General features: G+C 72.8%; 11 protein-coding genes and 1 pseudogene. 3 read left to right on the forward strand and 9 right to left on the reverse strand.

Features of this window, described 5'->3' with window-relative positions:
- Positions 1-3: 3 nt before the first annotated feature.
- From E6W39_RS33840 to E6W39_RS33850, 3 genes are read right to left on the reverse strand one after another with little or no spacing between them, the layout of a single operon-like run.
- Positions 4-1,425 (reverse strand): MFS transporter, encoded by a 1,422-nt coding sequence (locus tag E6W39_RS33840; RefSeq protein WP_228718479.1) that lies wholly within the window; start codon positions 1,423-1,425, stop codon positions 4-6.
- A gap of 55 nt (positions 1,426-1,480) precedes the next feature.
- Positions 1,481-2,464 (reverse strand): LLM class flavin-dependent oxidoreductase, encoded by a 984-nt coding sequence (locus E6W39_RS33845; protein ID WP_141636723.1) that lies wholly within the window; start codon positions 2,462-2,464, stop codon positions 1,481-1,483.
- Positions 2,464-3,333: a nuclear transport factor 2 family protein gene (locus E6W39_RS33850; protein ID WP_141636724.1), complete on the reverse strand. Its 870-nt coding sequence runs from the start codon at positions 3,331-3,333 to the stop codon at positions 2,464-2,466. The genes E6W39_RS33845 and E6W39_RS33850 overlap by 1 nt, the downstream gene beginning before the upstream one ends.
- A 314-nt stretch (positions 3,334-3,647) precedes the next feature.
- On the opposite strand from E6W39_RS33850, the gene E6W39_RS33855 reads away from it, so the two are divergent.
- Entirely contained in the window at positions 3,648-4,547 is a 900-nt protein-coding gene (locus E6W39_RS33855; RefSeq protein ID WP_220140300.1) for an alpha/beta hydrolase, read from the forward strand.
- Positions 4,548-4,577: 30 nt separating this feature from the next.
- On the opposite strand, the gene E6W39_RS33860 is transcribed toward E6W39_RS33855, so the two are convergent.
- The 4 genes from E6W39_RS33860 to E6W39_RS39965 all read right to left on the reverse strand — a co-directional run bounded on the left by E6W39_RS33860 (position 4,578) and on the right by E6W39_RS39965 (position 8,746).
- The gene (locus tag E6W39_RS33860; RefSeq protein WP_141636725.1) at positions 4,578-5,432 is read right to left on the reverse strand and encodes a polysaccharide deacetylase family protein; all 855 of its coding nucleotides are present in this window, start codon (positions 5,430-5,432) and stop codon (positions 4,578-4,580) included.
- A 56-nt stretch (positions 5,433-5,488) separates the two neighbouring features.
- Positions 5,489-7,099 (reverse strand): alpha-amylase family glycosyl hydrolase, encoded by a 1,611-nt coding sequence (locus E6W39_RS33865; protein ID WP_141636726.1) that lies wholly within the window; start codon positions 7,097-7,099, stop codon positions 5,489-5,491.
- A 94-nt stretch (positions 7,100-7,193) separates the two neighbouring features.
- On the reverse strand, positions 7,194-7,901 hold the full coding sequence (locus E6W39_RS33870) for a class F sortase (RefSeq protein ID WP_141636727.1): 708 nt from the start codon (positions 7,899-7,901) through the stop codon (positions 7,194-7,196).
- A gap of 185 nt (positions 7,902-8,086) precedes the next feature.
- The gene (locus tag E6W39_RS39965; protein ID WP_181799567.1) at positions 8,087-8,746 is read right to left on the reverse strand and encodes a hypothetical protein; all 660 of its coding nucleotides are present in this window, start codon (positions 8,744-8,746) and stop codon (positions 8,087-8,089) included.
- 221 nt (positions 8,747-8,967) lie between these two features.
- On the opposite strand from E6W39_RS39965, the gene E6W39_RS33885 reads away from it, so the two are divergent.
- Both E6W39_RS33885 and E6W39_RS33890 read left to right on the forward strand, forming a co-directional pair.
- Positions 8,968-9,243 (forward strand): DUF1876 domain-containing protein, encoded by a 276-nt coding sequence (locus E6W39_RS33885; RefSeq protein ID WP_141636729.1) that lies wholly within the window; start codon positions 8,968-8,970, stop codon positions 9,241-9,243.
- A 118-nt stretch (positions 9,244-9,361) separates the two neighbouring features.
- On the forward strand, positions 9,362-11,284 hold the full coding sequence (locus E6W39_RS33890; protein WP_228718482.1) for a Xaa-Pro dipeptidyl-peptidase: 1,923 nt from the start codon (positions 9,362-9,364) through the stop codon (positions 11,282-11,284).
- Between the two features lie 48 nt (positions 11,285-11,332).
- Here the strand turns inward: E6W39_RS33890 and E6W39_RS33895 are convergent, their stop codons facing one another.
- Both E6W39_RS33895 and E6W39_RS33900 read right to left on the reverse strand, forming a co-directional pair.
- Positions 11,333-11,581, reverse strand: coding sequence for a ferredoxin (locus tag E6W39_RS33895; RefSeq protein ID WP_181799568.1), 249 nt, complete (start codon positions 11,579-11,581; stop codon positions 11,333-11,335).
- Positions 11,578-12,719: pseudogene (locus E6W39_RS33900) on the reverse strand (cytochrome P450). The gene E6W39_RS33895 and the pseudogene E6W39_RS33900 overlap by 4 nt, the downstream one beginning before the upstream one ends.
- Positions 12,720-12,771 lie beyond the last annotated feature (52 nt).

Here is a 12,771-nt window from a genome sequence, read left to right on the forward strand (position 1 = left end):
CAGTCAGCCTGAGTGGTGCAGTCGGGCCGGCAGCAGGGCCGCGACGGCGGCGACGGCCAGCAGCAGGGCGACCGCCGAGACCAGCATGGACAGGTGCATGCCGGCGATGAAGCCCGAGCCGCTGGCGGCCAGGGCGCCGAACACCGCGACCCCGATCGCACCGCCGATCTGCCGGGCGGAGTTGAGGATGCCCGAGGCCAGGCCGGCCCGCTCGTGCTCCACCGACTCCAGCATCGCGGTGGTCAGCGGCGGCACCGCCAGCCCACCGCCGATGCCCAGCGGCACCAGCAGCACCAGCACCAGGGCGATCGCGGTGTGCCGGCCGACCACCAGCAGCGCCAGCAGGCCGGCGGCCTGGATCAGCACCCCGATGATCAGCGGCAACCGCGGCCCGAACCGGTTGGTCAGCCGCCCGGCGGTCACATTGACCACGGTGGTGAAGGCGGTCATCGGCACGAACATCAGACCGGCGCTCAACGGCGAGGCCCCGCGCAGCTGTTGGAAGTACAGCGTGAGCACGAAGACGAAGCCGTAGTAGCTGAAGTTCAGCGCGAAACCGGTGCAGGTGCAGAGCGCCACCGCACGGTGGCGGAACAGGCTGAGCGGCACCGCCGGGCGCTCCTGGCGGCTCTCGATCACCACGAACGACACCGCGCAGACCACGAACACCAGCAGCGCGAGCAGCGTGCCGGTCGCGGTCCAGCCGTGGGCGCCGCCGTTGATCACCGCGAAGACCAGCCCGGCCAGCGCCGCCACGGCGGTGAACTGGCCGCCGAGGTCGAGCGAGGCGGTGCCGGGGCGCGACTTGGGCGCCTTGACCAGTCCGGCCAGCGCCGCGATCCCGACCGGCAGGTTGATGAAGAAGATCCACCGCCAACCCAGCCCGTCGGTGAGCGCGCCGCCGACCACCGGTCCGGCGGCCACCGCGACACCACCACCGGCGGTCCAGAGCGCGATGCCGCGGGCCCGGCCCGCCGGGTCGCCGTAGGCCTGCCGGACCAGCGAGAGCGAGGCCGGCAGCATCACGGCCGCCGCCGCGCCCTGCACCGCCCGGGCGGCGATCAGGGTGCCCAGGTTCGGTGCGAAGCCGCAGATCGCGGACATGACGGTGAACATGGCCAGACCCCAGCCGAACGCCTTGGAGGCGCCGATCCGGTCGGCCACCGACCCGGCCGAGAGCAGCAGGGCCGCGAAGACCAGGGTGTAGGCGTCCACCACCCACTGCAGTCCGGAGACCTGATTGCCCCACTGCCGCCCGATGGCCGGCAGCGCCACGTTGACCACCGTGGTGTCGAGCGTGGTGATGAAGAACCCCAGACAGGCGACCGCGACCACCAGCGGGCCGGTGGCGCCGGCCTGGGTGGCGGCGGGGGACGCTCCCGCCTGGGTGTCCTGTTGGGTTCCTGGTTGTGTGGTCCGGTCCATGATGCCCCTTCAGCGGCCGGGGCCGCTGCTCGCGGTGGTTCGTCGGTGCTCCGCGCTAGCCCTGTGGCCGCGCGGCGGTCATGGGCGCGAAGGCCTCCAGGGCCTTCGTGACCCGGGTGCGGGCGGCCTCGGGCGTGATGTCCGGGCCGACGATCGCGGGATCGAAGTTGAAGTCGAGGAAGATCTCGGTGGCGCCCGCCTCCCAGCAGCGGTGGAGGTCCTCGACCACCTGCTCGAACGGGCCCCGGAACAGCTCGCGTTCGCCGTCCGGGCGCAGCGCCTGCTGGTCGGTGTCGAGGAACGTGGTGGCCCGCACCACCACCCGGAACGCCTCCGGGTCGCGGCCGGCCTTCTCGGCGGCGGCCCGCACACCGCGGGAGGCGGTGGCGATGTCGCTCAGGGTCACGAATCCGGGGCTGACCCAGCCCTGGGCCACCCGCCCGGCCCGGGCGAAGGCCTCCGGGGTGGAGCCGCCGAGCAGCAGCGGGAAGGTCTCCTGGTCCGGCCGCGGCCGCACCAGGGTGCGCGGAAGCTCGGTGAACTCGCCCTTGTACTCGGCGATTTCGCCTTCCCACATGCGCCGCATGACCTCGGCGTACTCCAGCATCCGGGCCACCCGGCGGCCCATCGGCACCCCGGCGGCGATGAACTCCTCCTGGGACCAGCCCTGGGCGAGGCCGACGTCGAGCCGGCCGCCGGAGATCCGGTCCAGCTGGATCAGCTGCTTGGCCAGCATCGCGGGCGCGGTGAACGGCGCGTTGATCACCGAGAAGCCGAGCCGCACCCGGCTGGTAACGGCGGCGACCTGGGCCAGCGTGGTGACCGGCTCCGCCACACCGTGGTTGAAGGCCGGCTCGAACTCGGAGGTCCACTCGGCGTCGTCGGTGGAGAGCGGGAAGAGCAGGCGGCTGAACGTCCACAACGAGTGGTAGCCGAGCTCCTCCGCCAGCCCGGCGATCCCCTTCTGGTTGTCGGGAGTCGCCCAGGCGCCCGAGAGCGGCACGCCGACTCCGAGCAGTCCGGTCTGAGCAGTCGTCATCAGGCTTCCCCCTCGCTGGGCGCGAACCGCATTTCCGCCGGCACCTGCTCGGCGTAGGCGTAGGTGTCGTAGAGCTCACGCAGCACCGTGATCTTGCCGTCCACCACCTGGAACATGCCGTAGTAGTGGTTGGTGTAGTCGGCGCCGTTCGGCAGGACCATCTTGCTCAGGTACTCGACCAGCGCCCACTGCGGATCGGCGAAGGCCTCGCTGCGGACCACCGGGAGGTCGATCTCCTTCATGACGGCCGCGACCCCGGTGTAGAGGGTGCGGACCTGGTCGCCGACCAGCCGGGTCGGGGCGCCGGGCGGGGCGAGCGGCATGTCCATCACCACGTCGTCGGCCAGGCAGGCGAAGGCGGCGTCCAGGTCGCGGGCGGCGACCGCGGCCAGGAAGGTGCGGGCCACCTGCTGGGCCTCGCCGCCGGGTCGGGCCGCCACCGCCGCATCGCCGCTGCGCCAGAGCACGGTGTCGGTGATGCCGGCTATCCGCCAGCCGTCCCCGGTGCGGCGCAGGTCGAAGCGGTAGTGCCCGCTGGTCTCCACCCGCGGGTCCCGGTCGACGGCCGAACCGACCAGCCGCAGCTGGTACTTGGCCGCGCAGGTGGCGGTTCCGTCGGCGTCGGCCTCGACCAGGTGGTCGGTGATCTGGCGGTGGATCGAGCGCGCCCGGCCGACCTGCGCGGACCAGTCGTCCACCAACTGCTGCCGGGGCACGGTGAACTGCTCGCCGGGCGATCCGGCGACCACCTGGTCGGTGAACAACTCGGCGAGGGCCGACCAGTTCTGCTGGTCGAACAACCACCCGAATCTCGTACACAACTCGACGATGTCGTTCCGGTCGAGGGAATCCTGTGACTTCTGCGTCATGTGCTGCTCCCTTCGGGAGTCCGCCGGTCAGGCGGGCGCCAGGTGCGGTGCGGCGAGGGCTGCTTGTGCAGTGGAGAACCCTGCGGGGTCGAGGCAAACAGCCCGTGCCTGACACAGTCAAGTTCTTGGTCAAATCAGATGGGCAGAAATCCGGTTACGAGGTCCAACTATGCAAGATAACTCAATACTTGGTCACATTGACGCGTTGTCAAAGATTTTGTCTATGCTTGGCTTGTGGTGAGTCGGCCGTGGTGCGCCCTCGGGTGGCCCGGCCTCAGTTTCCGCACTTCCCCACTTCCCCGGAGGGAGACATCGTGTCCGACCTCATCCGCCCTGAGAAGGTCACCTTCACCAGTGGTGGTACCAAGCTCGTCGGCAACCTCTACCGTCCGACCGCGGCCGTGGCCGCCCCCGCGCCGGCCGTCGTGGTCACCGGCACCTGGACCTCGGTCAAGGAGCAGATGGCCGCCCGCTACGCCGCCGGGCTGGCCGCTGCGGGCTACACCGCACTCGCCTTCGACTTCTCCGGCTCCGGTGAGTCCGACGGGACGCCGCGCGACTGGGAGAACCCGGCCGGCAAGGTGGCGGAGATCGCCGTCGCCGCCGACTTCCTGCGCTCGCTGCCCGGCGTGGCCGCCGACCGGATCGGCGGCCTGGGCGTCTGCGCGGGCGCCGGGTACACCGCGGTGGCCTCCGCACGCGGCGCGGGCTTCCGGTCGCAGGCCATGATCGCGCCCTGGCTGCACAACGCCGAGGTGCTGGCGGGCCTCTACGGCGGCGCGGAGGTGGTCGCCGGGCTGATCGCGCGCGGCGAGGCGGCGGCCGAGAAGTACCGGCAGACGGGCGAGGTGGACTACGTGCCGACCGCCAGCACGGAGGACGAGCGGTCGCCCATGTACGGCAACTTCGACTACTACCTGGACAGCTCCCGGGGCGCCGTCCCGCAGTGGCCCAACCGGTTCGCCGTGCTCAGCTGGGCCGACTGGCTGACCTTCGACCCGATCGCGGTGGCCCCCGAGGTGACCGTCCCCACCCTGCTGGTGCACAGCCGGGAGGCCGCGATCCCGGAGGGTGTGGAGCGCTTCCACGCCGGCCTGACCGCGCCGAACGAGCTGCACTGGCTGACCGGTGGCCAGTTCGACTTCTACGACAACGAGCCGAGCGTGACCGCCGCCCTCGACCTGGCGGCGGCGCACTTCGGCCGCACGCTCTGACGGCGGCTCACCAGCCCCACCGGCGGCCGGTCAGCTGCACAGCTGACTGGCCGTCACCGCGCTCAGGCCGCGCTGCCGCAGCGCGTCCAGCACCGCCGGCAGGGCGTCCACGGTGCCCTTGTGCCCCATGTGCAGCGCCACCACCGAGCCCGGCTTGATCCCGCTCAGGATCCGCCGCTGCACCGCCTCCGCGCCCGGGTCCGCGTAGTCCATCGGATCCAGGTCGTAGGAGAGGCAGTGGTCGTAGCCGGCCTTCTTCGCCTGCTTCCTGACCACCGGGGTGGCGAACTGGGCGGCGGAGGGGCGGAACCAGCGGCCGATCGAGCCGGTGAGCGCCCGCAGCCGGTCCGCGCAGCCGCTGATCTCGGCATAGACCTGGTCCGGGCCGAGGGTGGCCAGGTCCAGGTGGTTCAGGGTGTGGTTGCCCAGCTCGTGGCCGCCGTCCAGGATCCGCCCGGCCAGCTGCGGCTGCTGGTCCAGCCAGCTGCCGACCACCAGCACGGTCAGCCGCGCGCCCCGCTGCTCGGCGGCCGCCAGCAGCGCCATGGCCAGCGCCGGGTCGCCCTGGCCGTGGAAGGTCAGCGCCACCTGCGGGCGGTCGCGCGGCCCCGAGACCACCTCCTGCGGGGTGTTCGGGGCCAGCGCGGGCAGCGCCGCGGCGAACGGCGGGGCGCTGCCCGGCGAGGTGGGGCTGGCCGTCGGGCTGGCGTGCGGCATCCGGTTCGGATCGAGCGGCGAGCCGCCGTTCGGCTGCGGATCGGCCGAGTGCGGCCCGCCGGCGCCGGTGGCGGCCTCCTGGCCGCAGCCGGTCAGCAGCTCGCCGGCCGCGGTCAGGGTGGCCAGTTGGGCAGTGGTGCGCAGGATGCTGCGGCGGTCGACTGTCATCGACAACCAGCATAAATACGCTGGAATCGGACAGCGATCCGAACGTCGGCGGTCCGTCAGGCCCGGACGCCCTGGCGGGCGTCGCTCGGCTCGATCCGGAAGACGCCGTAGCCGAAGCCGTTCGCCCTGATCAGACGGTCCGTCACCGCCGCGCCGCGCACCACGAGACCGGTGACCGGGCCCACCGGCTCGGTCGGCACCAGCTCCACCGGCTCCCGCCGCGGATTGACCACGACCAGGTGATGGCGCCCGCGCCGGTAGACGAACGGATAGCCGTCGTGCAGCACGGTCACGCTGCCACCGGTTCCGAGCTCGGGCGTGTCGCGGCGCAGCCGGATCAGCCGGCGGACCTGCTGGAGCAGCGAGTCCGGGTCGGTGCGCTGGGCGGCGGCGTCGGGCCGGGCCGGGTCCGGATCGATCGGCAGGTAGAGCGCGGCCGGATCGGCGGTGGAGAACCCGGCGTTCGGCGCGGCGTCCCACTGCATCGGGGTGCGCGAGCCCTGCCGGGCCTCGGTGCCGAGCTGGCTGCCCTCCTTCTCCGGCAGGCCCGGCACGTAGCGCATCCCGATCTCGTCGCCGTAGTAGATCACCGGCAGGCTGGGCCAGCTGAGCAGGAAGGCGAACGCGCAGCCGACCTGCTCCCGGGTGCGCGGGCCGCAGACCAGCCGGGAGAAGTCGTGGTTGGCGGTGGGCAGCGCGACCAGGCCGTGCCCGTCGACGGCCCGCTCGGCCTCCTGCCAGGCGGCCAGGAACTCGGCCATCGAGCCGCCGCCCGCCGGATCGAAGTAGCAGGGCTCGCCGTGCGCCCAACTGCCTTGGCTGCCGGTGCCGTTGTCCCAGAGCGAACGCAGGCCGCGACCGGTGAAGTGCAGGAAGAAGTCCGCGTGGAAGCCGGCCGGGACGGACCGGGCCGGGTCGCCCCACTCGGCGATCAGCACCCGGTCGGAGTAGTGCTCGTCCAGCCAGTCGCGCAGCTCGCGCCACAACCGGGCGGTCTGGGCGTGCTCCGGGTCGTCCTTGACCAGGGACGAGGCCATGTCCACCCGGAAGCCGGCCACGCCGAGCTCGAACCAGTGCGCCATGATCTCCCGCAGCGCCGCCCGGTTGGCCCGCGGACCCGGGGCGTCCACCGGGCTGCGCCAGGGCTCGGCCGGGTCGGTGCGGGCGTAGCCGAAGTTGAGCGCGGGCTGGATCGGATAGAAGTTGGCCCGGTAGAAGCCGCCGCGGCGGCCCTGGTTGGGGATCCAGGAGTGCACCGGGGCGGTGATCCGGTCCGACCAGATGTATCGGTCGTCCGCCGGGTCGTGGACGGCCTGCTGGAACCACGGGTGGCGGTGCGAGGTGTGCCCGGCCACCAGGTCGAGCAGCAACCGGATGCCGCGCTCCCGGGCGGCCGCCACCAGCGCGACCAGGTCGGCGTTGCTGCCGTAGCGCGGATCGATGGCCAGGTAGTCGGCGACGTCGTAGCCGGCGTCGCCGAACTCGGAGGCGAAGCACGGGCTCAGCCAGACCGCGGTGACCCCGAGGTCGGCGAGGTGGTCGAGCCGGGCGGTCAGCCCGGGCAGGTCGCCGATCCCGTCACCGTCGGAGTCGGCGAACGACTGCGGGTAGATCTGGTAGAGCACGGCCTCGGCGAACCAGTCGGGCACGGACACGGGGGCGGTCATCGCACGGCCTCCAGGAGCGGGTGGACGGCTACTGACCGATGATGCGTCAGTTCTCCTGGCGGCGCGGCCGGTTCGCCGATTTGCCGAAGGGCTCTCAGGTCTCGCGCAGGCCGGTCAGGTGCGCGAACACCACCACGTTGGCGGTGTAGTCGCTGCGCTGGCGGTCGTAGGCGCCGCCGCAGGTGATCATCCGCAGCTGGGCGTCCTTGGTCTTGCCGTAGACCCGGTCGTCCGGGAACGCGTCCTTGGCGAAGACCTCCACGCTGTCCACCGTGAAGGTGGCGGTCACCTTGTCGTCCCGGTCGATGTCCACGGTGTTGCCCTGGGTGAGCGTGCTCAGACCCCAGAAGACCGCGGGCGCGGTCTTGGTGTCGACATGGCCGAGCACGATCGCCGGGCCCTTGTTGCCCGGCACCGTGCCGCCCTGGTACCAGCCGACCAGATTGGTGTCGCTCGGCGGCGGGGCGTTGAGCACCCCGTCCGGGCCCAGGTCGAGGCCGGTGAACGGGGCGTTGACGCCGATCGCCGGAATGGACAGCCGGACCGGCTTCGCATCCGGCACCACGATCGCCGGGGAGGTCCGCCGGGCGGTGGCCGAGGCCTGGGCGCTCGGGCTGCCCGCGGCCTGCGCGGCGGCCTGCGGCAGCGGCGGCATCGCCGGGCGCGGGTCCGCCGAGCGGTGGATCATCAGCAGGCCGAGCAGGCAGGACAGCAGCGCGGCGAGCAGCGCGTTCCGGCGCCGACGGCTCAGCTTGTCGTTGAACGGAGCGGGATCGCCGTCGGGCGGAACCTGGAGGCGCATGGCCGGACCTTTCTGGGCGTGCGTGCGGCGTGCGTGCGGCTTGCGGGCGGCTTGCGGGCGGGCGGCGTGCGGAGGCCGTGGGCGGGAGCACCGCCGCGCGCCGGGCCCGAGGGGACGGGCGGGCCGGCGCGCGGGGCGGGTGGTCCGGCCGGGGGAGACCGCCGGCCGGACCACGTGCGGGGTGGCTACTGGGCGCCCGCGGACTTGCGGCGGCGCAGCGCGACGAAACCGACGATCAGACCGCCGGTCAGCAGCACGGTGCCGGTGGCCAGGCTGTTGTCACCGGCCAGCGCGCCGAAGCCGCCACCGGTGTGCACGCCGCCGTGCGGGCGCTGGTCGGCGTTGGCCTGGTCGTCCGCGGGGGCGTTGTCCTTGGCGGTCAGCCCGCTGAGGTCCTTGTCGGCGACCTGCTTGTCGTCCGCCTTGAGGCCGCCGAGCTTCTGGTCGTCGAGCGACTTCTGGTCGGTGAGCTGCTTGTCGTCCGACTTCTGGACGCCGAGCTTCTGGTCGTCCAGCTTCGGGCTGCTGAGCTTCTGGTCGTCCAGCTTCTGGCCACTGAGCTGCTGGTCACTGGCCTTCATGTTGTCGTCCACCGTCGCCCCGGAGGTCGGGGCCCCGGAGATCGAGGCCGCAGAGGACGGGGCCGCCGAGAACGAGGACGCCGAGGACGGGGCCGCGGAGAAGGAGGCCGCGGAGGACGGGGCCGCGGAGAACGAGGCCGCGGAGGACGGGACCTCGGAGACCGCGCCGCCGGGCGTGGTGTCGGCGAAGGCGATGGCAGCCGGAGCCAGGCTCAGCGCAGCAGCGGTGAGACCGGCGAGGGCGAGGTGCTGTACACGACGCATGGTGTGGATTTCCCTTTCCAACGCGCACACGGACGGGCCGACAGTCGGTCGGCGGGGGACATCCGCGGGCTTCTGCTCCACCGTCAGCTGCCGGGCGGTCGGCTGCCACTACATTGCGTGCGAACGTGTGACGGTGCGTCCACATGGGCGGAATTCCCGTTCACCGTCCGTGAGCGAGTGCGGCCCGGCGGGTGCATCCTGGAGGGGTACCAGTGGAGGTGATGGTGATGACGAAGACGCTGGTCGGATGGCACATCGAGGTGGAGTTCATGGAGGAGCCCCCGCACACCGCGGCGGCGGCCATGCTCAGACTCCCGGACGGACGGGAGCTGAGGGCACGCGGCGACACCAGCCGCCACCCCTCCGACCCGGAGCAGTTGCGGGTCGGCGAGGAGGTCGCGGCGGCCAGGGCACTGCAGGAGCTGGCCCGGCAGCTGCTGGACAAGGCCCACATCGAGATCGACGAGCTCGGGAAGGTGCCCAGCTATCCGCTGTGACCGCCGGTGACCAACCCGGCGGGCGGCCCGGTCCCCGGACCGGGCCGCAGCCGTGTCCACGGCCGGTCGCGCCGAGCTGACGAGTCAACATGACGGGGCCTGGGTACGGTCCCCGGGCATGAGACACCACCGGTTACCCTCGATGGCGGTCATCGCCACCGTGCTGTTCGCTTTCGCCGCCGCGCTGCTCGGCCCGGTCGGCACCGCCTGGGCGGGCTCCGTGCACAACGGGGCCAGCCAGCCCGTCTACTCCTACACCGACGCCATCCGGGAGAGCGTCTGGGTCGACACCGGAACCGTGGTCGACGGCGCGCCCGTCCGGGTCGCCGCCGACATCATCCGGCCCCGGGAACCGGCCGCCCACGGCCGCCGGATACCCGTGATCATGGACGCCAGCCCGTACTACTCCTGCTGCGGGCGCGGCAACGAGAGCCAGGTCAAGACCTACGACGCCAACGGCCAGCCGGTGCAGTTCCCGCTCTACTACGACAACTACTTCGTGCCGCGCGGCTATGCGGTGGTGCTGGTCGACCTGGCCGGCACCAACCGGTCCGACGGCTGCGAGGACGTCGGCGGCCCGCTTGAGGTGGCCGGTGCCAAGTCGGTCATCGACTGGATCAACGGCCGTGCCACCGCGCACAGTTCGCGCACCGGCGGCACCGAGGTCAAGGCCTCCTGGGCCGACGGCTCGGTCGGGATGATCGGCAAGTCCTGGGACGGCACCATCGCCAACGGCGTGGCGGCCACCGGCGTCGACGGCCTGAAGACCATCGTGCCGATCTCCGCGATCAGCTCCTGGTACGACTACTACCGCTCGCAGGGCGCGCCGCTCTACCCGGGCACCCCCGCCGACCTGGCCGGCTACGTCGAGGACCCGGCCACCACCGCGCGCTGCGCCACCACGCAGGGCGAGTTGGCCGCCGGCGCCCCCTACAGCGGCGACTGGACCTCGTTCTGGCAGCAGCGCGACTACGTGGCCAATGCGGACAAGGTGAAGGCCAGCGTCTTCGTGGTGCACGGCCAGCAGGACCTCAACGTCCGTACCGTGCACTTCGGGCAGTGGTGGGACGCGCTGGCCGCCCGCGGGGTGCCGCGCAAGATCTGGCTCTCCCAGACCGGCCACGTCGACCCGTTCGACTACCGGCGCTCGGCCTGGGTGGACACCCTGCACGGCTGGTTCGACCACTACCTGATGGGCGTCGACAACGGCATCGACCGCCAGCCGATGGCCGACATCGAGCGCGCCCCCGACCAGTGGTCCACCGACGCCAAGTGGCCCGCCCCCGGGACCCGGTTGACCACCGTGCACCTGAACCCCGGTACCCTGGGCGGCAGTTCCACCAACTCTGGCACCACGGCCTTCACCGACGACCCGAGCCGCGACGAGAACGCCTGGGCCGCCGACGTCGACCGCAGCACCCCCGACAAGACCGTGTTCAGCACCCGGGCGCTCGACCACGACGTGCGGATGTCCGGCAGTGGCGACCTGACCCTCACGGTCGGCTCCAGCACCACCAGCGCCCATCTGAGCGCGGTGCTGGTGGACATCGGGCCCGCCGCGATCCGCAACTACCTGGGCTCGGGCGAGGGGATCAGCACCCTGACCACCCGCTCCTGCTGGGGCGAGGGCACCCCGGGCGACACCGGCTGCTTCCTGGACACCGCCGCCGACACCTCGCAGGTCGGTGCCACGGTCTTCAGCCGCGGCTGGATCGACCTCGGGCACTACGCCTCGCTCGACCACGGCCGGCCGCTCACCCCGGGCACGCCGTACCGGATGACCGTGCACCTGTCGCCGACCGACCACGTGGTCCCGGCCGGGCACCGGCTGGCGCTGATCGTGGCCGGCACCGACAACGGCCTGATCGACCCGCCGGACACCAAGCCGACGCTCACCGTGGACCTCAGCCACTCCGAGCTGCGGCTGCCGCTGGTCGGCGGGACCGGCGCGCTGCCGGCCGGCCAGCAGCCCAGGGCGGCGGCGAGCCAGGCAGCGCCGCTCGCCGTTCTGACGGGTCGCCAACCGGCCGATCTGCGCTGATGGGTTGAGGGTGGGGGCGGCCTCGATCGGCCGCCCCCACCCGGGCCGTCACGGCGCGAGCTGCTCGCCGGTCGCCGCCCGGCGCACCGTGATCGCCTCCATCGGGCAGAGCTCGGCGGCCTCCACCACCTCGTCCAGCGCGTCGGTGCGCGCCCGCAGCGGGCGGGCCCGGCCGTCGCTGAGGGCCAGGTCATCGGGGGCGCTGGCCACGCAGAGCCCGGTACCCGCACAGCGCAGCCGGTCCACGGACACCGTCAGGCCGCCCTGCTCGCCCTGCTGGGCGTCCTGGGCGCTCACCAGGTGGCCGGCAGGGTCAGCGGGCTGCGGGTGAGCAGGCCCCGTCGCCACTCGATCTGCGCCACCGGCACCGCCAGCCGCAGCCCCGGCAGCCGGCGGGCCAGCCGGTGCAGGGCCAGCTCCAGCTCCATCCGGGCCAGCCAGGCGCCCAGGCAGTGGTGCGGGCCGGCGCCGAAGGTCAGGTGCGGCGTGCCCACCGGGTTGAACAGCTCCGCCTGCCAGTCGGCCGGGTAGACCTGCGGATCGTGGTTGGCGCCGAAGGTGTCCGCGGCCACCACCGCGCCGGCCGGGATCAGCACCCCGCCGATCTCCACGTCCTCCTTGGCCCGGCGCAGCAGCCCGGGCAGCACCTTGTTCTCGCCGAGCGGCACGCTGCGCAGCAGCTGCTCGGCGGCCGCGCCGGCCTCGTCCTCGCCGCCGGCCAGCTGCTCCCAGGCGTCCCGGCCGTCGCCGAGCAGGTAGACCAGCGCGTTGCCGAGCGAGGTCATGGTGGTCTCGTGGCCGGCCACCACCAGCCCGATGACCAGCCGCACGATCTGGTGCTCCGTCACCTCGCCGTCCTCGTCGGCGGCCAGCACCAGCGAGCTGACCAGGTCGTCGCCGGGCTCGGCGCGGCGCTTGGCCACCAGGGCGGTGCCGAAGGCGAGGAAGTCGACGATCGCGTCCTGCACCTGCTCCGGGGTGTAGGCGGAGGCGGAGAGCGCATGGTCGCTCCAGTAGGCCAGCCGCTTGAGGTCCAGGCCGTCCAGGCCCATCAGGCGGCTGATCACGGCGACCGGCAGCGGGCGGGAGAAGGCGCTGATCAGGTCGGCGGGCTGGGCGGCGTCGCTCAGCCGGCTCACCAGGTCCTCCACCACGGAGGCGACCCAGGGCCGCCAGCGGGCGATGGCGCGCGGGGTGAAGGCGCGCTGCACGGTGCGGCGCAGCCGCTGGTGCTCCTGGCCGTCGAGGTTGAGCAGCCCCTCCGGGTCGTCCAGCAGGTTGGGGTAGGGGGTGAGCGGGGGTGCGTCGGGGGCGTACAGGTGGCCCGGTCCAGGCGCGGATCGGTGAGCACCTGGCGCACGTCGGCGTGGCGGCGGACCAGGTAGACCGGGGTGCCGGTGAGCAGGGTGGTGAGCTCGGGCGGGCCGGCCTGCATCGCCTGGCGGCAGTGCAGCGGGATGAGGGCTTCGGTGGGTGCGGCGTCGCTG

This window comes from Kitasatospora acidiphila (assembly GCF_006636205.1).
GTDB classification, from domain to species: Bacteria; Actinomycetota; Actinomycetes; order Streptomycetales; family Streptomycetaceae; genus Kitasatospora; species Kitasatospora acidiphila.

What these genes read in the sequence shown, in the direction of transcription:
- E6W39_RS33840 (WP_228718479.1), bottom strand. Translation starts at nt 1,425, where the DNA reads ATGGACCGGACCACACAACCAGGAACCCAACAGGACACCCAGGCGGGA.
- E6W39_RS33845 (WP_141636723.1), bottom strand. Translation starts at nt 2,464, where the DNA reads ATGACGACTGCTCAGACCGGACTGCTCGGAGTCGGCGTGCCGCTCTCG.
- E6W39_RS33850 (WP_141636724.1), bottom strand. Translation starts at nt 3,333, where the DNA reads ATGACGCAGAAGTCACAGGATTCCCTCGACCGGAACGACATCGTCGAG.
- E6W39_RS33860 (WP_141636725.1), bottom strand. Translation starts at nt 5,432, where the DNA reads ATGACAGTCGACCGCCGCAGCATCCTGCGCACCACTGCCCAACTGGCC.
- E6W39_RS33865 (WP_141636726.1), bottom strand. Translation starts at nt 7,099, where the DNA reads ATGACCGCCCCCGTGTCCGTGCCCGACTGGTTCGCCGAGGCCGTGCTC.
- E6W39_RS33870 (WP_141636727.1), bottom strand. Translation starts at nt 7,901, where the DNA reads ATGCGCCTCCAGGTTCCGCCCGACGGCGATCCCGCTCCGTTCAACGAC.
- E6W39_RS39965 (WP_181799567.1), bottom strand. Translation starts at nt 8,746, where the DNA reads ATGCGTCGTGTACAGCACCTCGCCCTCGCCGGTCTCACCGCTGCTGCG.
- E6W39_RS33885 (WP_141636729.1), top strand. Translation starts at nt 8,968, where the DNA reads ATGGTGATGACGAAGACGCTGGTCGGATGGCACATCGAGGTGGAGTTC.
- E6W39_RS33890 (WP_228718482.1), top strand. Translation starts at nt 9,362, where the DNA reads ATGAGACACCACCGGTTACCCTCGATGGCGGTCATCGCCACCGTGCTG.